Consider the following 18,434-nt stretch of genomic DNA (forward strand, 5'->3'; position numbering starts at 1 on the left):
GACCCCCGCGGCGTCGCACGTTACGAATCCTTGTCGGATGCGATCACGTTCGGAAGCGTCCCGAGGCTTGGACGAGCAGCGGGAGAGGTCGTGGTAGGATGAACGGGTCGCCGCATCGCCGCAAGTTATGGAGCAGGCGTGTGCGGGATGCGTCGCGTTAGCACTCTTTCAAGGAGAGTGCTAACATAGTACGCGATACACGGAAGCATCCTCAAGAAACGAGGCTTACATGTCATTTGAGAAGTTTACGGACAAGGCGCGCAAAGTGCTCGTCCTGGCTCAGGACGAAGCGCGCTCCCTCCATCAACCCTACGTGGGCACCGAGCACATCCTGCTCGGCCTCATCCAAGAGAAGGACGGCTTGGCCGCCCAGGCGCTCGAGCGCCTCAACGTGAAGTACGACGCCGTCGTGCAGGCCATCCGCCAGGTGGTCACCATCGACGAGGACACGGACGTGTCGGGCCACCTGTCCTTCACGCCGCGCGTCAAGCGCGTGCTGGAGAACAGCCTGCGCGAGGCCATGCAGATGGGACAATCCTACATCTCCACCGAGCACCTGCTGCTCGGCATCGTGCGCGAGGGCGACGGCACCGCGCTCGAGGTGCTCACGCGCCTCGGCGTGTCGGGCGACGACGTGCGCAGCGCGCTCAACGACCTGGTGGGGCAGAGCCCCGTCTACGCCGGGCGCAACCCCTTCGACCCGAACGCCGGGTCGTCGGACAGCGTGCTCAAGGAGTTCGGCACCGACCTCACGCAGAAGGCGCGCGACGGCAAGCTCGACCCGGTCATCGGCCGCGCGGGCGAAATCGAGCGCGTCATGCAGGTGCTCAGCCGCCGCCAGAAGAACAACCCGCTGCTCATCGGCGAGCCGGGCGTGGGCAAAACCGCCGTGGCCGAAGGCCTGGCCCAGCTCATCGTGTCGAACCAGGTGCCCGACATCCTGCGCGGCAAGCGCCTGTTCACGCTCGACGTGAGCGCGCTCGTGGCCGGTTCCAAGTACCGCGGCGAGTTCGAGGAACGCCTGAAGAAGTGCATCAAGGAAGTGATGGACGCGGGCGACATCATCCTGTTCATCGACGAGATCCACACGCTCATCGGCGCGGGCTCGGCCGAGGGCTCCATCGACGCGGCCGCCATCCTGAAGCCGCCGCTGTCCCGCGGCGAGATCCAGGTGGTGGGCGCCACCACCATCGACGAGTACCGCAAGCACTTCGAGAAGGACTCCGCGCTCGAGCGTCGCTTCCAGCCCATCACCGTGGGCGAGCCGAACGAGGAGCAGGCGCTGCGCATCATGGAGGGTCTGCGCGACCGCTACGAGGCGCACCACCAGGTGCACTTCACCGACGAGGCGCTGCAAGCCGCCGTGTCGCTGTCCAGCCGCTACATTCAGGACCGCTTCCTGCCCGACAAGGCCATCGACGTGCTGGACGAGGCGGGCGCGCGCATGCGCATCCGGAACATGACGCTGCCCAAGGAGCTGCGCGAGCTCGATGAAGAGCTGCGCACGATCCGCGGCGAGAAGGATTCGGCCATTGCCGCCCAGGACTTCGAGCGCGCCGCCCAGCTGCGCGACCAGGAGTCCGAGCTCAAGGCCAAGCGCGTCGAAGCCGAGAAGAAGTGGGAAGAGGACGCGCAGAAGTCCGTCCATCAGGTTACCGTGGAGGACATCGCCGACGTGGTGTCCATGAGCACGGGCGTGCCCGTGTCGAACCTCACCGAAGCCGAGACCGAGAAGCTGCTGCGCATGGAAAGCGCGCTGCACGAGCGTGTCATCGGCCAGGAAGAGGCCGTCACGGCGCTGTCGAAGGCCATCCGCCGCTCGCGTTCCGGCCTCAAGGACCCGAAGCGCCCCGCCGGCTCGTTCATCTTCCTGGGCCCCTCGGGCGTGGGCAAGACGGAGCTGTCGAAGGCGTTGGCCGAGTTCCTGTTCAACTCCGAGGACGCGCTGTTGTCCTTCGACATGTCCGAGTACATGGAGAAGCACAGCGTGAGCCGTCTCGTGGGTTCGCCTCCGGGCTACGTGGGCTTCGACGAGGGCGGCCAGCTGACGAAGGCCGTGCGCCAGCGCCCCTACTCGGTGGTGCTGTTCGACGAGATCGAGAAAGCGCACCCCGACGTGTTCAACATCCTGCTCCAGATTTTGGAAGAGGGTCGCTTGACGGACGCGCAGGGTCGCACGGTGGACTTCCGCAACGCGGTCATCATCATGACCTCGAACGTGGGCGCGCGCGAAATCGCCCAGCCCACCACGCTGGGCTTCTCCACCGAGGAGCACGCGGGGCTGTCCGACAAGGAGATCAAGAGCCGCGTCATGGCCGAGATGAAGAAGCTGTTCAGGCCTGAGTTCCTGAACCGCATCGACGAGATGATCGTGTTCAAGTCCTTGAACGACGACCAGATCTCCAAAATCGTCAAGCTCATGGTGGCCGACCTGCGCGAGCGCTTGATCGAGCAGAACATGTCCATCAACCTCACCGAGGGGGCGTGCAAGCTCATCGCCAAGGAAGGCACCGACGCCGCGTACGGCGCCCGCCCGCTGCGCCGCGCCATCCAGCGTTTGCTGGAGGACCCGCTGTCTGAGGAAATCCTCGAAGGCAAGTGGACGAGTGGCTCCATCATCGAGGTGGATGCGGTGGACGGCGAGCTTGTGTTCACCACGGGTTCGGGCTCGATTCCCGCGCCTCGCAAGCGCGACAGCATCGCTCGCGAAGCCGAGTTGCTGCTGACGAACTACGACCTGGGCCATGCCGGCGTGAACACCGGCGGCTCGATGTCGGGCGGCGCGGCCGACTAGCAGCGCCGTTCCGTGTGCCCCTGTTCCTTGGGTTGGAATCCGAAGCCCGAGGAGCAGGGGTTTCTTGTGTCCTGCGCCCGCATTTGTCGTATACTAGGAACATCGCAAGCCTACCGAATCGGTATCGGGGGAAGCGCAGCGAACGACCCGATTTCAGGAGGTTCCATGTTCGGAGACAACCTCGATCGCATCGTGAAAGCCATCGAGAAGAACTACGAAGCCGACGAGATATTCTTCACGAAGCCCGGACGGCGGTTTCCCAGCCGCATGGCCGTGAAGGGCGTGCTCAAAGACTTGCGTCGGGTGCTGTTCCCGGGCTACTTCGGCGAGGAGATGCTCACGCCGTCCACCAGCCCGGAGTATTTCATCGGCGAGACGCTCATCCAGATCGAGCGCGTGCTGCGCGAGCAGATCGTGCTCGCCCTCACGTACACGTCCGACGACCGCGACGACGCGGTGGTCGATCCGGCGCGCCACCTGTGCGGCGGCACCACGCCCGAGCATATCTGCGAGCGCGCCTCCGAGGTGTGCACGGTGTTCTTCGACGAGCTGCCCAGCATCCAGCGGGTGCTGCTCACCGACGTGCAGGCGCTCTACGACGGCGATCCGGCCGCGGGGTCGAAGGAGGAGGTCATCTTCTCGTACCCGGGCCTGTACGCCATCTACGTCTACCGCATCGCCCACGTGCTGTACCAGCAGAACGTGCCCATCATCCCGCGCATCATGACCGAGCTGGCGCACAGCGGCACGGGCATCGACATCGGCGCCGGTGCCGAGATCGGCGAGTACTTCTTCATCGACCACGGCACGGGCGTGGTGATCGGCGAGACCACCGTCATCGGCGATCACGTGAAGCTGTACCAGGGCGTGACGCTGGGCGCGCTGTCCACGCGCGGCGGGCAGCGCCTTGCCGGGGTGCGGCGCCATCCCACCATCGAAGACGACGTGACCATCTACTCCAACGCCTCGGTGCTCGGCGGGGAAACGGTGGTGGGGGCGGGGTCGGTCATCGCCGGTTCCACGTTCGTCACCTCGTCGGTTCCCCCCAATTCGCGCGTGTCGCTGAAGGCGCAGGAGATCACCGTGCGCCAGCCGGGCGAGCGGGACTAACAACCCATGGCGGAGAGGAAGACCCTATGACGCAGACAATCGACCCGGTGTTCTCGTCCGCGGTGCTCGGCGCGCCCGAGCTTGCGCTGAACGATCTGGACTTCGACGCGCTGACGCAGGCGATGGGAGGCCTCAAGGGCGCGGTGGACAAGAACCCGCAGACGGCGGCCATCATCCTGGCCGGAGGCACGGGCGACCGCTTCGGCAAAGAGGGCGGCAAGCAGCTGGTCGAGATCGCCGGCAAGCCCATCCTCACCTGGTCGGCCGAGGCGTTCGACGCCGTGGGCGATATCGGGCTCATCGTCATCGTGTGCCCCGAGGACCGCTGCAGCGAGTATCTCAAGCGCGCCATCGACCCGTTCCCGTTCGTGACGCCCATCGTGGTGGCGCCGGCGGGGCCGAGCCGTCAGGAATCCGCGTTCTCGGGCCTGGAATACGTGCCGGACGACTACGAGTACGTCATCCTGCACGACGGCGCCCGCCCGCTCATCTCGCCCGACCTCATCGCGCACACCATCGCCACGCTCAAGGGCAACATCGACTGCGACGGCGCCGTGGTGGCGCATCCGGCCGTCGACACGCTCAAGGTGGTGGAGAACGGCGTGATCGTGGGCACGCCCGACCGTCGCGTGTTCTGGAACGCGCAGACGCCGCAGGTGTTCCGCGCCGGCATCTACCGCCGCGCGCACGCCTCCGCGCTGTCCGACGGCTTCATGGGCACCGACGACTCGTCGCTCATCGAGCGGTTGGGCGGCCGCGTGCTCGTGGTGGAGGGCAAGCGCGACAACATCAAGCTGACCGTGCCGGAGGACTACCTCATGCTGGCCGCCGCCGTGCGCACGATGTACATGAAGGGGGTCGAGGAGTAATGGCGGAACCTGTCATCCTGAGCGGAGCGCGCAGCGCGGAGTCGAAGGATCCCGAGCATCAGCCGTTCAATCCTGCGTCCTTGCGCATCGGGCAGGGCTACGACGTGCACGCGTTCGCCGAGGGGCGCAAGCTCATCTTGGGCGGCGTGGACATCCCGCACACGCGGGGGCTCTTGGGCCATTCGGACGCCGACGTGCTGGCGCATGCCATCTCCGACGCGCTGTTGGGCGGCATCCGCGGCGGCGACATCGGCAAGCTGTTCCCCGACACCGACCCCGCGTTCAAGGACGCCGACTCGCTCAAGCTGCTGGCCGCCGTGGCCGACAAGGTGCGCGCCGAGGGCTACGACATCCTCGACGTGGACTCCGTCGTTGCCGCGCAGGCGCCGAAGCTTTCGCCGTTTCGCGAGGCCATGCGCGAGAACCTGGCCGCCGCCATGGGCATCGCGGTGGAGAACGTGGGCGTGAAGGCAACCACCACCGAGCATTTGGGATTCGAGGGCCGCGAGGAGGGCATCTCTGCGACCGCCGTCTGTCTACTGTTCCGCCGCTGATCGGCGGGCGGGGGCACGCGCGTTCGCGCGTTTGATGCTGTGCTAGAATCTAGGGCCGACGCGCGCCGCGTGGAGGCGACGTTTGAACAGGCAGGATGCGAGGATACTTCTATGATCAGGCTTTACAACACGAAGACGCGCGAGAAAGTGGACTTCGAGACGCGCGAGCGCGGCAAGGTGGGCATGTACGTGTGCGGCCCGACCGTGTACAACTACATCCACATCGGCAACGCGCGCACGTTCATCAGCTTCGACGTGATCCGCCGCTACCTCATGTGGCGCGGCTTCGACGTGACGTTCGTGCAGAACGTCACCGACGTGGACGATAAGATCATCGGCAAGTCGCTCGAGGAAGGCCGCAGCGCCGCCGAGGTGGCCGCCGAATACACCGAGGCGTTCATCGCCGACATGCGCGCCGCCGGCGTGCTCGACCCCGACATCCGCCCGAAGGCCACCGAGGAGATTCCCGCGATGATCGAGCTCATCCAGGAGCTCATCGACGGCGGGAACGCCTACGACGTGGACGGCGACGTGTACTTCAGCGTGCGCTCGTTCCCCGCGTACGGCGAGCTGTCGGGTCGCAACGTGGACGAGATGGAGAGCGGCCACCGCGAGCTGCGCGCCGACGACAAAGGCGTGAGCGACCGCAAGCGCGACCCGCTCGACTTCGCGCTATGGAAGGCCGCGAAGCCCGGCGAGCCCGCCTGGGAGTCGCCTTGGGGCATGGGTCGTCCCGGCTGGCACATCGAGTGCTCGGCCATGTCGCGCAAGTACCTGGGCCTGCCGTTCGATATCCACGGCGGTGGCGCCGACCTCGTGTTCCCGCATCACGAGAACGAGCGCGCGCAAAGCGAGGCCGCGTGCGGCTGCACGTTCGCGAACTACTGGATTCACGGCGGCATGTTGCAGATCAACGCCGAGAAGATGAGCAAGTCGCTGGGCAACTTCAAGCTGCTGCGCGACGTGCTGGCCGTCGTGCGCCCCGAGGTGCTGCGCTTCCTCATGCTGCAGACGCACTACCGCTCGCCGCTCGACTTTTCCGACGAGCGTCTGGCCGAGGCCGGCGCGGCGCTCTGCCGCATCGAGAACACGGTGAAGAACCTCGACTGGCTGGTGGAGAACGCCCAGGACATCCCGTCGCCGCTCGACACGCGCGAGCTCATGAAGCGCGCGAAGGAGACGAAGGTGGCCTTCATCCTGGCCATGGACGACGACTTCAACACGTGCAAGGCGCTTGGCGAAGTGTTCGACTTCGTAGCCGAGGTGAACGGGCAGACGGCCGACAAGACCATCTCCATCACCGACGTGCCGGCCGTGCGCGAGGCGCGCACCGCCATCGTGGAGCTCATGGGCGTGTTCGGCATCAACGTGGAGGCCGCAGCCGATGCGTGCGCCGTCACGGCGTATCCGGTTGAGGTCGTGTCGCTGGCGGCCGAGATCGCCGGCTACGAGGGCTCTGACGCCGTCGAGGCTGTGGACGCGTTGCTGGCAGCCCGCGCCGACGCGCGCGCCGCGAAGGACTGGGGCAAAGCCGACGCCGTCCGCGACGGCCTGACCGGCCTCGGCTTCACCATCGAGGACACCCCGCAAGGAGCCCGCGTAAGCTACGAGGGGTAGCTCTTTTCGGGTGCGATTGAGCCTTTTTTTGGCGCGGCGTATTGCTTTGGGGTTGGGCGTCTTGCGCCGCGCCGATCGCATGCCGCGCCCGTCGCGAATCGGCGCGGCACGCGCGCAATCGCCCGCATGTCCCGCCCCGCGCCAGGGGAAAGGCAGACTCGCGCCAAGGATGGGCGAGCTCTTGCCAAGACGGGTGTTCGACGCCGGTCGTCCCCTTTTGGCGCGGCGTGTTGCTTTGGGGTCGGGCGTCTTGCGTCGCGCCGATCGCATGCCGCGTCCATCGCGAACCGGCGCGGCACGCGCGCAATCGCCCGCATGTCCCACCCCGCGCCAGGGGAAGGGCGGACTCGCGCCAAGGATGGGCAGACTCGCGCCAAGACGGGTGGGGCTTGTCGCTGGCGAGGGCGGGCTCGTGCGTTACAATACGGCGCATGCAAACTTCACTGACGACAACTCCTGAGCTTCTTGCGCCGGCCGGCGGGCGGGCGCAGCTGGAGGCGGCGGTGCGCTTCGGCGCGGACGCCGTGTACCTGGCGGCCGACCGCTTCGGGCTGCGGCAGCGCGCCGCGAACTTCGCACTCGACGAGGTGCCCGCAGCGGTGGCGCACGCCCATGCGGCCGGCGCGCGGGTGTACGTGACGCTCAACGCGCTCATGGGTGCCGACGACCTGCAAACGCTTCCCGCCTACCTGGAATCCCTTGCCGCGGCCGGCGCGGACGCGTTCATCGTGAGCGACCTGGGCGCGCTGCGCCTTGCGCAGCGGCACGCGCCGCAGGTGGAGCTGCACGTGAGCACGCAGGCGAGCGTGTGCAACGCCGAGGCCGCGCGCGTGTGGCACGAGCTGGGGGCGAGCCGCATCGTGTGCGCGCGGGAGATGAGCGTGGAGGACATCGCCCGCATGCGCGCCGACATCCCGCGCGAGCTGGAGCTCGAGGCCTTCGTGCACGGTGCCATGTGCATGGCTGTGTCGGGCCGCTGCCTGATCAGCGCGGCGCTCACGGGCCGCTCCGGCAACAAGGGCCACTGCACGCAGCCGTGCCGCTGGAGCTACGCGCTGGTGGAGGAGCAGCGTCCCGGCGAGTTCTTCCCGGTTGAGGAGGACGTGCGCGGCTCCTACGTCATGAACGCGCAGGACCTCAACCTGCTGGCGCACCTCGACGAGCTGGCTGCGGCCGGTATCGACTCGTTCAAGATCGAGGGCCGCAACAAGAAGGCGTTCTACGTGGCCTCGGTGGTGCGGGCCTATCGGCTCGTGCTCGACGGCATGCCGGCCCGCGAGGTGGCCGACGAGCTGCTGGCCGTCTCGCATCGTCCCTACAACACCGGCTTCTACTTCGGCGACGCGCAGCAGTCGCCCGACGTGGACGGCTACACCACGGAATGCCTGCATGCGGCCACGGTGGAGTCGTGCGAGCCGGCGGGCGAGGGCGCCTTCCGCATCGTGGCCCGCTGCTACAACCGCTTCTGCGAAGGCGACGTGCTCGAAGCGCTGTCGCCGCGGCCCCGCATCGGGCGCGTGCCGGTGCGCAACCTCGCGTGGCTCCCCGCTCCCGACGACGACGGCGTGCAGCCCGACCGCGTGCCCGCGGCGGTGGCGAACCGCTCGGCTGAGCGCTACACGTTCGAAACGGACGAGTCGGTGGAGGCCGGCGATTTTCTGCGCATGCGCATCAACGTTGACTGATGCGCATCTGATCTGCGCTAAAGCGATGAAGGACTGCTAATCGGCCGTAACGGCCTCGCCGCATGACGGCGGTACACTGATCTGCACCCTACGAAAAGGAACGGTATCATCGTCCCCTTAGAAAGCGAGGTGCATCATGCCCAATCATGCGTATCGTGCCGCATCGGCGCCGGGCGTCGTGCAGCGTGCCCGCAACACGCGCACCGGCCGCAAGCTCGAACGCGGCGGTTACCTGACCGCCGAAACGGTCACCATGTGGATCGTCTACGCCGTCACGCTGCTCGGCAATGCCATCATAGAGGGCGGCCAGGTGGGCGGGAACACGTCGGCATCGGTCGCTTACGGCGTGTTCACGTGGTTCACGCCGGCCGGCTACGTGTTCGCCATCTGGACGCTCATCTACATCGCGCTCATCGTGTGGCTCGTGGCCTACACGCGCGCGGCTCCCACGCGTCCCGATCGCTTCTCGTTCGCGTCCGTCCTGTTCATCGCAAGCTGCGTCACGAACGTGCTGTGGCTGGCGCTATGGCACTTCGAGATGATCGGCGTGTCGTTCATCGTCATCCTGGCCATGTGGTTCGTGCTGGGCGCGCTGTACCTCAACGTGCGCCGCACGGCGAAGACGCCCTCCGGCTGGGTGCCCATCTCCATCTACACGGCCTGGGTCACCGTCGCCACGCTGTCGAACCTGACCATCCTTGCCACGCGCATGCTGGACGGCGGCATCCCGTTCTTCAACGGGCTGTTCACCATCCTGCTCACCGCGGGCGTGCTGGCGTTCGGCTACGTCATGAAGAAGGTGTACGACGACATGGCGTTCCAGCTCGTGTTCTTGTGGGCGCTCGTCGGCGTCGGCGTGAACGTGGCTGCGGCGTCCGAGTTCACGGCGGCCATCGTGTTCCTGCTGTGCGTCGTGGGCGCCATCGTCACCTTCGCGCCCCTCGGCTCGATACGGAAGCTCGTGCGCAGCTAGCGCACTCCGCGCACGCGTTCCCGTATGGCGGAAACCAAGCGGCTTGGCAGGGCAGAGCGCCCCGTCGGGCCGCTTGGTGCGTATAATGGCGGCATGGCTGAAGACATCGACATACCGGGCATCGTGACCGACGAGCATCTGGCGCGTGCTTTGCGCGGCGAGGACGCGCTCGTGTTCGACGGCGCGATGGGCACGCAGCTCATGGCGCGCGGCTTCGCGCGGGACGACGCGCCGTTCGAACTGCTCAACCTCACGCATCCTGCCGCCGTCACCGCAATCCATGCGGCCTACGTCGCCGCTGGCGCCGACGTGGCCACCACGAACACCTTCGGCGCGAACCGGCGCGCCCTCGAAGGCCGCGCGTCGGTGGCCGACGTGTACCGCGCGGCCGTCTCCTGCGCGCGCGAGGCGGGCGCCCGCTACGTCGCCGGCGACATCGGCCCCCTTGGCGCGCTCTTCGATCCCGCGGGCCCGCTCGCCTACGAGGAAGCGTACGACCTGTTCGCCGAGCAGGTGGACGCCGTGCGCGCCGCCGGTTGCGATCTCGTGCTCATCGAGACGATGCTCGACCTGGGCGAGGCGCAGGCGGCCCTGCGTGCCGCACGCGAGCGCTGCGACCTTCCCGTGCTGGTCACCATGACGCTGGCCGCAGACGGGCGCACGTACCTCGGCACGCCGCCCGAGATGGCGGCGGTGGCGCTCGCTTCGCTGGGCGCCCATGCGGTGGGGTTCAACTGCTCGTTCGGCCCCGATCTCATGGCGGACGCAGTGCGGGCCGCCGCGCGTCGGGTGGCCTGTCCGCTGCTCGTGCAGCCCAACGCCGGGTTGCCGCGCGAGGGGGCCGACGGCCTCGTGTACGAGCTGGGGCCCGACGCCTTCGCCCGCGCCATGGAGCCGCTCATGGCGGCCGGGGCCACCATGGTGGGCGGTTGCTGCGGCACCGGCCCTGCGCATATCGAGCGCCTGAGCGCGCTCGCCGTCGGCAAAACGAGCTGAGCGAATCTGCTATTTCCGATGCATCCGCTGATACTTCTTGCTATGATAACGCCAAGGTGTTTTTCGGATGAAAGGGGCCGTTATGGGAACGAAAGCAGCGGAGGCGCTCGACGTATCCTTCGACGAGCTGCCGACCTATCTGCACGCGAAGCACTCCGTGTACATGGAGATCGGCAGCGAAACGTACTACCTGACCGACGTCAACGATCGCTACTGGCGCGCGCAGGACACGGCGAAGCTCAACGACAAGGGCCACTACGTGGACGCGAGCGAGCTGGTGCCGACGGTGAGCGAGTTCTTGACGCTTCCCTTCATCGACGGCAAGGCCATCGCCGACGTCTTCGATCAAGCGGTCTTCTACGCATCCGAGAAAGCGTAGCCAACAAAACAAGGGCGGTCGTGCGAACGACCGCCCTTTCTCTTTTGCGAGACTGCAAGCCGGCGTCGGATAAACGGCGTCAGGATGCTTCGTGCGGCTTGAGCGAGCCGGCGTTGAACTGCTGGTCGGACGCGTCGCGCGGGACGGGGCGCGAGTAGAGGAAGCCCTGCGCGATGATGCGGTTGTCCATGCGCACGAGCATGGATGCCTGATCGCGCGTTTCCACGCCCTCCACCACCACATCCACGTCGAGCCGGTCGGCGATGGACACCACGCCGTCGAGGATGGCCTTGCAGCGCTCGCCGCTCTCGCTGCTCATGAGGAAGCTGCGGTCGAGCTTGAGCACGTCGATAGGCAGGTTCTGCAGCGTGCCAAGCGACGAGTAGCCGCTGCCGAAGTCGTCGATGGCGATGCGGAAACCGAGATCCTTCAGGCGATGGCACAAACGCTCGGCGCGCTCGAGATCTTCCATGACGATGTTCTCCGTCAGCTCGAGCTCCAGCAGCTCGATGGGCACGCGGTACTCGTCCACGATAGCCTTCAGCGTTTCGGGGAACGCGTCGTTTTGGAGGTGCAGGCGCGAGAAGTTGCACGCGATGACCAGCGCGTCGGCGCCGGCATCGAGCTGCTCGCGAATGCGTGCGCACGCCATGCGGAAGATTTGCAGATCGAGGTCCATGACGAGGCCGGTGCGCTCGAACAGCGGGATGAACTCGTCGGGCGGCACGAGTCCGCGCTCGGGCGATTGCCAGCGGGCGAGGGCCTCGAAGCCGATGAGGCGATTGGTGGCGATTTCCACCTTCGGCTGGTAGAACGCCACGAACTCGCCGCGATCGAGGGCGTCGTGCGCCACGGCCACGAGTGCGCGCTCGGCGATGTCGCGGTCCTTCATGCCGGCCGAGTACTGCGCGGCGACGCTGCGCGAGGTCTCGCCGATGCTGTCGCGGGCGTAGCGGGCGCTGTCCACGAACTCGATGATGGACTGCGCGTCGATGCGCGGCGTCTCGTCGCTGCGTTCGATGACGCACACGCCGGCCTGCAGCATGAGGCGATGCGACAGCTCCACCAGCACGTCGGTGTTGTTGAAGCGGCGGTCGAGCTCTTCGAACCGCTCGAGGAACACGTCCCACCCTTCCCAGCGGATGAGCAGCACGAACTCGTCGGCGATGACGTGCGCGTAGCGTTCGTCCTTCGCCCCCATGCCCGCCATGACCTCGTTGAGCGCCAGCAGCACCCGGTCGCCGGTGGCGTAGCCGAACGCGGCGTTGAAGCTCTTGAAGCGCTTGACGTCCAGGTACACGGCCGCGTACGCGCCGTCCGGCGCGCTTGCCAGCTGCTCGCCCACTTCGGAGCGGAAGCGCGCGAGGCTCCAGCCGCCGGTGAGCGGGTCGGTGAACGAGAACTTCTCGATGCGTCGTGCGGCCCGCAGCTTCACGCGGCCCACGTACAGCGCGACGGCCAGGATGCAGCCAAACAGGATGACGACGCCGGCGATGATCTGGATGGGGTACTGCCGCAGGATGTCGACGGGGCTCGCGGAGTGCACGCTCAGGCCGCTTTGCGACAGCCAGGTGGTTATCTTGCTGTCGGCCGTGTACTGCACGCAACGGTCGAGGATGCTCGCGAGGCGCGGGTCGACGCTGCTCGACACGCCGATGCTCATGTCGTTCGAGAAATTCGTGACCACTGTGGCGTTGAGCGACGTGTACTGCGACTCGGTGAGCAGGTAGTTCGCCACGTGCGTGTCAAGGTAGGCCACGTCGGCCTCGCCACTGACGAGGGCGTCGAGACAGGCTTTCGGCGTGTCGTAGTAGGTGACGGTGCCCTCTGCATGCGACGTGCGTTCCAGATCGCTCAGCGACACGAGGCCGCGCGCGAGGGCGATGCGGTCGCCCGACGGATTCGACCCCACCACGAGCGCCATGGGATCGCGCAGGTACGGCCCGGTGGTGACCAGCTCGCCGCTCGACTCCTGGTCGGCATCGCGGTCGACGCCGTAGATGATGTCGGCGTAACCGTTTTCGGCATAGCGGACGGCCTCATCGTGGCTGTCGGCCGGGATGAACTCGAACTGCAGCCCGGTGATGCGCGTGATGTCTTCGAACAGCGATGCCACCGCGCCGGAGAAGGCGCCGGTTTCGGGATCGGTGCTCGAGATGGGCGCGCGGAAGGAGTCGTACACCACGCGCAGGGTGGGGGCCGTTGCGAGGTAGGCGTACTCGTCTTCGGTGAACACGGGGTCTTGATCGGTGTTGATGCCGAAGTAGCGGTCGTACAGCAGGCTGGGGAATTCGGGATCGCGCAGCTTGAGCCGGTTCATGGCGTCGTCGAGCTCCGCGGCGATTTCCGTGCGGTCGAGCGGCAGGACCACGTACAGGGGCTGCGGCGAGAATTGGGCGATGGTGCGGAACTGCGAGTTGCGTCCGAGGTGCGTGTTCGCCACCGCGTCGAGCTCGCCGTTCGCAAGCGCCTCGAGCATGTCCTCGGTGGTGTCGTACAGCACGTTCTCGGTTTCGAAATGGTTTTCCTCGCTGTAGCGGAGGTACGCCTCCGCGTCTTCGCCGCCTGCAACCATGCCCACGCGCATGCCCGAAAACGCCTCGAAGTCTTCGAAGGCGAACCGCGTGTCGTCGGGGCGCACGCTGATGGTGGTGTATATCTCGCAGAGCGAGGCCTGCGAGAACAGCATGCGCTCTTCGCGCTCGGCGGTGCGGTAGACGAAGGAGAGGACGTCGACCTCGCCGGCTTCGAGGGCCGCTTGGGCATCGGCCCAGCTGGTATAGTCGACGTACTCGTACGTCCAATTCGCGTAGCGGGCGATCTCGTTGAAGTAGTCAACCTCGTAGCCGGTGTGCTCGCCGTTCTTGTCGATGGACATGTAGTCGCCGTCGGCGTAGCTCGCCACGCGCACGACGCGCTTCTCGGAGGGTGCGGATTCGTCGGCGAATGCGGGAGTCGGCGCGGCGAAGCTCAGCAGCAACAGCGCGCATGCGAGCGCGATGAGGCATCCCCAAGCAGATGCGAGCGATCGACGGTGCGATGCGCTGGGTGTTTCTGTCGGTGCTATGGGTCGCTCCGATCGACGGATTCGTCTCGTAAAGTTGCATGCCGCAAGCTGCGTACAACCTTACCATATTCTTGGTGGTCGCAGGAGGGGAATCCGATGCGCGATGCCGTGCTTATTCGTGCGGTGACGTGGCGCGATGGCAAGTAAAAGGGTCGAGATTCGCCCGGCTGTCGAGTGCGACCTTGAGCGTCTGCATAACTTTTTTCAAAAAAGTGCTTGACCGTGTTCCCGCTTCGGGTATACTAAGTCTCGCACTTTTTCGGGGCCTTAGCTCAGCTGGGAGAGCGCATGGCTGGCAGCCATGAGGTCAGGGGTTCGATCCCCCTAGGCTCCACCACATGTTTTCGAGCCGGATCATTTGATCCGGCTCGTTTTGTATTCTGCGCGTGCCGCGCGTCGATGCTTGCAAGCGAGGTGACCACCATGTCCGATGGAACGAACAGCCACGAGGAGACGCCGGAGGTGTGCGCCGTTGGAGCGCCGATGACGACATGGCAGGTGTGGCTGCGTCGTCTGTGCCTGTTCGTGGTGGTGTGGGCCATCGCCGAGCTGCTGCTGGGCGCGGCGCTGTGGGGCGGCTACCTGTTCGGCCGCTCGGTGCTGGGCGTCGAGCCGTCCGTGCTGGCCGAGCCCGTCGTGGGCGCCATGGCCATGGTGGGGGCGTGCCTCAACCTGGTCATCGGGCTGTTGGGCATCCGCGGCGCGAAGAACCCGTGCAAGATCACGCTGTTCTTCTGGATCACGTTCATCGACGCCATGCTGACGGCCTGGGCGCTTGCCAGCAGCGTGTCCACGGGATCGCTCGACCTCACGTCGCTCGTGAGCGGCCTGTTCGTGATCGCGCTGGCCGTATGCGCCTGGCAAGTGCGCGGCCTGACGGGGTATTTCGACGTCCATCCGTAACATATGGCCAAATGACGGCGGCTATGGTACATCTGCGAACCCGCACCCCCACGTTTTGCGCGGCGGCGAAATCTCCGACCAGGGGAAACGCAATCCGCCGCGCAAAACGTGGGGGCGCGCTTCCGTCACGCAAAAAGGCCCCCGACGCATCGGGGGCCTTTGCATGTGCGGTGCCGGGCGGCCTATTCGGCCTGCTTGTCGTCCACGGCTTCGATCTGCGCTACGATGGGGTCGAGCGCGCCGGCCACGTCGTAGTCCTCCACCTTGCCGGCGTCGCACAGGCGCGCGAAGCTCGGGTCGATGGGCAGCGTGGCGTAGGCGGGGATGCGGTAGCGCTCGGCCACGGCCGCGCCCTGGGGCTCGCCGAAGATGTGATGCTCTTTGCCGCAGTCCTCGCACTTGAAGTAGGCCATGTTCTCCACGAGGCCCAGAAGCGCGACGTCCATGTCGTGCGCGAGGTTCACGGCCTTGCCCACGATCATGGCCACGAGCTCCTGCGGCGCCGACACGGTGACGATGCCGTCGATGGGCAGCGACTGGAACACGGTGAGCAGCACGTCGGAGGTTCCCGGAGGCATGTCGACGAACATGTAGTCGATCTCGCCCCAGTTCGTCTCGCTGTAGAACTGCTTGATGGCGTTGGACACCACGGGCCCGCGCCAGGCCACGGGGATGTCGTCCTTCGGCAGCATGAGGTTGGTGGACATCACCTTGATGCCGCTTTGCGTCTGCGCGGGTAGGATGCCGTCGGCGTCGGCGGTCAGCGGGTTCGTGATGCCGAACGTCTTGGGGATGGACGGGCCGGTGACGTCGGCGTCGAGGATGGCCACCTTCTTGCCGCGCTTCTGCATCTCGCTGGCCAGCAGGCTGGTCACGAGGGACTTGCCCACGCCGCCCTTGCCCGACACCACGCCGATGACGTGCTTGATGTTCGAACGCGAGTTGGTGTCGATGGTGGTCGGGCCCTGCGCGGTGCGGTCACCGCAGCCGGACTCGCCGCAGCTGCTGCACTCGTGCGTGCATTCTTCTGCCATGATTCCTTCTTTCTGGGTTTTCAGCGTCCGCCCCGCGGCGGACGCGCCACTCGTCTTATCGGGATGATAGCATAAGCTTTATACTTGGCTAGAAGGAATCGATCCGCAGGCGGACAAGCGTGCGGAGGGGATGGAGATGCGCATGCTGTTCGCGGATATCGACCTGCTTGACGAAAATCTTGACTACCGCACCCATCAATGGGTGGGCGTGTCCGATGGCCGCATCGCCTACCTCGGCGACGCGGCGCCGGAGGGCGCGGACGCCGCGGCGTACGGCGAGGTGTACGACGGGCGCGGCAAACTGCTCATGCCCGCGTTCTACAACGCGCACGCGCATGCGCCCATGACGCTGCTGCGCGGGTACGCCGAGAACCTGCCGCTGCAGTCGTGGCTCAACGACCGGGTATTTCCTTTCGAGGCGAAGATCACGCCCGAGGATTGCTACTGGGGCACGCTGCTGTCGTGCGCCGAGATGGCGCGCTACGGCGTGGTGAGCTTCTCCGATATGTACTACCACATGCAGGAGGGCGCCCGCGCGGCCATCGACGCGGGCCTCAAGATGAACGTGAGCGACACGCTCATCGCGTTCGGTGACGTGGGGCTGGACGAGCTACCGCTGCGCGCGCAGGATGATCGCCTGGTGAGCGAGCTGCACGGCGCTGCCGACGGGCGCATCGTCGTGGACTGCAACATCCACGCCGAGTACACGTCGAACCCGCGCGCCGTGGCCGACATGGCCGCCTACGCGAAGGCGAACGGCCTGCGCATCCAGCTCCATGCCTCCGAGACCGCGCTCGAGCACGAGGAATGCAAGCAGCGCCACGACGGCCTCACGCCCATCCGCTACTTCGAGAGCCTCGGCGTGCTCGACGTGCCCGTGACGGCGGCGCACTGCGTGTGGGTGGACGACGAGGACATCGACGTGCTGGTCCGTCGCGGCGTGTTCGTGGCCGCGAACCCCGCGTCCAACATGAAGCTGGGCAGCGGCTTCGCGCCCATCCCCAAGATGCTCGAGCGCGGCGTGAACGTGTGTCTGGGCACCGACGGTATGGCGTCGAACAACAACCACGACATGATGCAGGACCTCTACCTGCTGGCGCTGCTGTACAAGGGCGCCACGCACGACCCCGCCGTGGTCACGCCGAAGCAGGCGCTGGCCGCGGCCACCCGCATGGGCGCGCTGTCGCAGGGCCGCGCAGACTGCGGGTACGTGGCCGTGGGCGCGAAGGCCGACCTGTGCGTGGTGGACACGTCGGGCCCCTCGTGGGCGCCCATGACGAACCCGCTGGTGAACGTCGTGTACGCGGGTCACGGCGCGGACGTGTGCCTCACCATGTGCGACGGGCGCGTGGTGTACCGCGACGGCTCCTACCCGACGCTCGACGTCGAGCGCGCCAAAGCCGAGGTGGACGCCCGCACCAAGCGCATCATCGGCGAGCTGTAGCAGCTCCGGTATCCTGACGAAGAGGGAGGCTGTACCGAAAGTACAGCTTCCCTCTTCGTGCGTTTCGGTCTATTCTTGGATGGCAATAATGAGGGGCTGGCCTCCGGCGGGACAGCGGAACAGGGAAGAGGGAGCGGCATGCTGAGGATATCCGATGCGCGTATCGACGAGTTCATTGGCGAAGACGTCCCGTACGTCGACTTGACGTGCGCGGTGCTGGGCATCGGCGACGAGCCGGGGCAGATGGACTACTTCACGCGCGAGGGCTGCGTGCTGGCCGGCACCGCCGTGGCGGCGCGCATCATGGGCAAGCTGGGCTGCGACGTGGTGGAGGCGCGTTGCGACGGCGAGCGCGTGGAGGCGGGGGAGACGTTCTTCCGCGTGGCAGGCCGCTCGGGCGATCTGCATGCAGCTTGGAAGGTGTGTCTCAACGTGTTCGACCACCTGTCGGCCGTGGCCACGAAAACGCGCGCGATGGTGGACGCCGCGCATGCGGTGAACCCGCGCTGCGAGGTGCTGACCACGCGCAAGAGCATGCCCGGCGCGAAGGACCTGCTCACCGAGGCCGTCATGGCCGGAGGCGCGTTCCCGCACCGGTTGGGGCTGTCCGAGACGGTGCTCGTGTTCGACCATCACCTCACGTTCTTCGGCGGCTTCGACGCGTTCGTCGAGCAGCTGCCCGCCGTCAAGGCGCGCTGCATCGAGAAGAAGCTGTTCGTGGAAGCCGATGCCGAGCGCGCCCGCGTGCTCGCGCGCGCCGGGGTGGACGGCATTCAGGTGGACAAGGTACCGGTCGACGAGCTGGCGCCGCTCGTGCGCAAGCTGCGGGAGATCGACCCGCACCTCACGCTCATCGCTGCCGGCGGCGTGAACCCGCAGAACGCGGGCGCGTACGCTGCGACGGGCGTGGACGGCCTGGCCACGACGGCGCCCTTCGCCGCGAAGCCCCTCGACATGAGCGTGCGCATGCGCCGCGCATAGCGATGTTTCACGTGAAACATATGTTCGA

At 66.6% G+C, this 18,434-nt stretch carries 14 protein-coding genes and 1 tRNA gene; 13 read left to right on the plus strand and 2 right to left on the minus strand.

All coding sequences use genetic code 11. The features are described 5' to 3' along the window. The first annotated feature begins 229 nt into the window (after positions 1-229). From C1876_RS05670 to C1876_RS05710, 9 genes are all read left to right on the plus strand, one after another. Positions 230-2,794, plus strand: coding sequence for an ATP-dependent Clp protease ATP-binding subunit (locus tag C1876_RS05670; protein ID WP_114545748.1), 2,565 nt, complete (start codon positions 230-232; stop codon positions 2,792-2,794). Between the two features lie 165 nt (positions 2,795-2,959). Continuing rightward, complete coding sequence (locus C1876_RS05675; RefSeq protein WP_114545749.1) at positions 2,960-3,904, plus strand: serine O-acetyltransferase; 945 nt, start codon at positions 2,960-2,962, stop codon at positions 3,902-3,904. Positions 3,905-3,930: 26 nt separating this feature from the next. Beyond that, positions 3,931-4,773: a 2-C-methyl-D-erythritol 4-phosphate cytidylyltransferase gene (gene ispD / locus C1876_RS05680; RefSeq protein ID WP_114545750.1), complete on the plus strand. Its 843-nt coding sequence runs from the start codon at positions 3,931-3,933 to the stop codon at positions 4,771-4,773. Beyond that, entirely contained in the window at positions 4,773-5,327 is a 555-nt protein-coding gene (gene ispF / locus C1876_RS05685; RefSeq protein ID WP_114545751.1) for a 2-C-methyl-D-erythritol 2,4-cyclodiphosphate synthase, read from the plus strand. Before ispD ends, ispF begins: the two co-directional genes overlap by 1 nt. A gap of 111 nt (positions 5,328-5,438) precedes the next feature. Beyond that, positions 5,439-6,944: a cysteine--tRNA ligase gene (cysS, locus tag C1876_RS05690; RefSeq protein WP_114545752.1), complete on the plus strand. Its 1,506-nt coding sequence runs from the start codon at positions 5,439-5,441 to the stop codon at positions 6,942-6,944. Positions 6,945-7,375: 431 nt separating this feature from the next. Then, positions 7,376-8,629: a U32 family peptidase gene (locus tag C1876_RS05695; RefSeq protein WP_114545753.1), complete on the plus strand. Its 1,254-nt coding sequence runs from the start codon at positions 7,376-7,378 to the stop codon at positions 8,627-8,629. Between the two features lie 136 nt (positions 8,630-8,765). Continuing rightward, a complete protein-coding gene (locus tag C1876_RS05700) occupies positions 8,766-9,602 on the plus strand; it encodes a TspO-related membrane protein (RefSeq protein ID WP_114545754.1) in 837 nt (278 codons plus the stop codon). Positions 9,603-9,695: 93 nt separating this feature from the next. Beyond that, positions 9,696-10,598 (plus strand): homocysteine S-methyltransferase family protein, encoded by a 903-nt coding sequence (locus C1876_RS05705; RefSeq protein WP_158544630.1) that lies wholly within the window; start codon positions 9,696-9,698, stop codon positions 10,596-10,598. An 82-nt stretch (positions 10,599-10,680) separates the two neighbouring features. Next, complete coding sequence (locus C1876_RS05710; protein WP_114545756.1) at positions 10,681-10,977, plus strand: CDP-alcohol phosphatidyltransferase; 297 nt, start codon at positions 10,681-10,683, stop codon at positions 10,975-10,977. Between the two features lie 79 nt (positions 10,978-11,056). Here C1876_RS05710 and C1876_RS05715 read toward each other — a convergent pair whose 3' ends face one another. Then, the gene (locus tag C1876_RS05715; protein WP_244910054.1) at positions 11,057-13,957 is read right to left on the minus strand and encodes an EAL domain-containing protein; all 2,901 of its coding nucleotides are present in this window, start codon (positions 13,955-13,957) and stop codon (positions 11,057-11,059) included. A gap of 348 nt (positions 13,958-14,305) precedes the next feature. On the opposite strand from C1876_RS05715, the gene C1876_RS05720 reads away from it, so the two are divergent. Both C1876_RS05720 and C1876_RS05725 read left to right on the plus strand, forming a co-directional pair. Continuing rightward, positions 14,306-14,381 (plus strand) — tRNA-Ala (locus tag C1876_RS05720). A gap of 86 nt (positions 14,382-14,467) precedes the next feature. Next, the gene (locus C1876_RS05725) at positions 14,468-14,947 is read left to right on the plus strand and encodes a hypothetical protein (protein WP_148044506.1); all 480 of its coding nucleotides are present in this window, start codon (positions 14,468-14,470) and stop codon (positions 14,945-14,947) included. Positions 14,948-15,129: 182 nt separating this feature from the next. On the opposite strand, the gene C1876_RS05730 is transcribed toward C1876_RS05725, so the two are convergent. Next, positions 15,130-15,981 (minus strand): Mrp/NBP35 family ATP-binding protein, encoded by an 852-nt coding sequence (locus tag C1876_RS05730; protein ID WP_114545758.1) that lies wholly within the window; start codon positions 15,979-15,981, stop codon positions 15,130-15,132. A gap of 142 nt (positions 15,982-16,123) precedes the next feature. On the opposite strand from C1876_RS05730, the gene C1876_RS05735 reads away from it, so the two are divergent. Next, entirely contained in the window at positions 16,124-17,425 is a 1,302-nt protein-coding gene (locus C1876_RS05735) for an amidohydrolase family protein (RefSeq protein ID WP_114545804.1), read from the plus strand. Positions 17,426-17,563: 138 nt separating this feature from the next. Beyond that, entirely contained in the window at positions 17,564-18,406 is an 843-nt protein-coding gene (gene modD / locus C1876_RS05740) for a ModD protein (protein WP_114545759.1), read from the plus strand. The last annotated feature ends 28 nt before the right edge of the window (positions 18,407-18,434 follow it).

Source organism: Eggerthella sinensis, assembly GCF_003339815.1.
Lineage (GTDB): Bacteria > Actinomycetota > Coriobacteriia > Coriobacteriales > Eggerthellaceae > Eggerthella > Eggerthella sinensis.

Bases quoted from the DNA above. Each gene is read 5' to 3' on its own strand.
- ispD (WP_114545750.1), top strand. From the start codon at position 3,931: ATGACGCAGACAATCGACCCGGTGTTCTCGTCCGCGGTGCTCGGCGCG.
- C1876_RS05725 (WP_148044506.1), top strand. From the start codon at position 14,468: ATGTCCGATGGAACGAACAGCCACGAGGAGACGCCGGAGGTGTGCGCC.
- C1876_RS05735 (WP_114545804.1), top strand. From the start codon at position 16,124: ATGCTGTTCGCGGATATCGACCTGCTTGACGAAAATCTTGACTACCGC.
- C1876_RS05675 (WP_114545749.1), top strand. From the start codon at position 2,960: ATGTTCGGAGACAACCTCGATCGCATCGTGAAAGCCATCGAGAAGAAC.
- C1876_RS05695 (WP_114545753.1), top strand. From the start codon at position 7,376: ATGCAAACTTCACTGACGACAACTCCTGAGCTTCTTGCGCCGGCCGGC.
- C1876_RS05710 (WP_114545756.1), top strand. From the start codon at position 10,681: ATGGGAACGAAAGCAGCGGAGGCGCTCGACGTATCCTTCGACGAGCTG.
- C1876_RS05670 (WP_114545748.1), top strand. From the start codon at position 230: ATGTCATTTGAGAAGTTTACGGACAAGGCGCGCAAAGTGCTCGTCCTG.
- ispF (WP_114545751.1), top strand. From the start codon at position 4,773: ATGGCGGAACCTGTCATCCTGAGCGGAGCGCGCAGCGCGGAGTCGAAG.
- cysS (WP_114545752.1), top strand. From the start codon at position 5,439: ATGATCAGGCTTTACAACACGAAGACGCGCGAGAAAGTGGACTTCGAG.
- C1876_RS05730 (WP_114545758.1), bottom strand. From the start codon at position 15,981: ATGGCAGAAGAATGCACGCACGAGTGCAGCAGCTGCGGCGAGTCCGGC.
- C1876_RS05700 (WP_114545754.1), top strand. From the start codon at position 8,766: ATGCCCAATCATGCGTATCGTGCCGCATCGGCGCCGGGCGTCGTGCAG.
- C1876_RS05705 (WP_158544630.1), top strand. From the start codon at position 9,696: ATGGCTGAAGACATCGACATACCGGGCATCGTGACCGACGAGCATCTG.
- modD (WP_114545759.1), top strand. From the start codon at position 17,564: ATGCTGAGGATATCCGATGCGCGTATCGACGAGTTCATTGGCGAAGAC.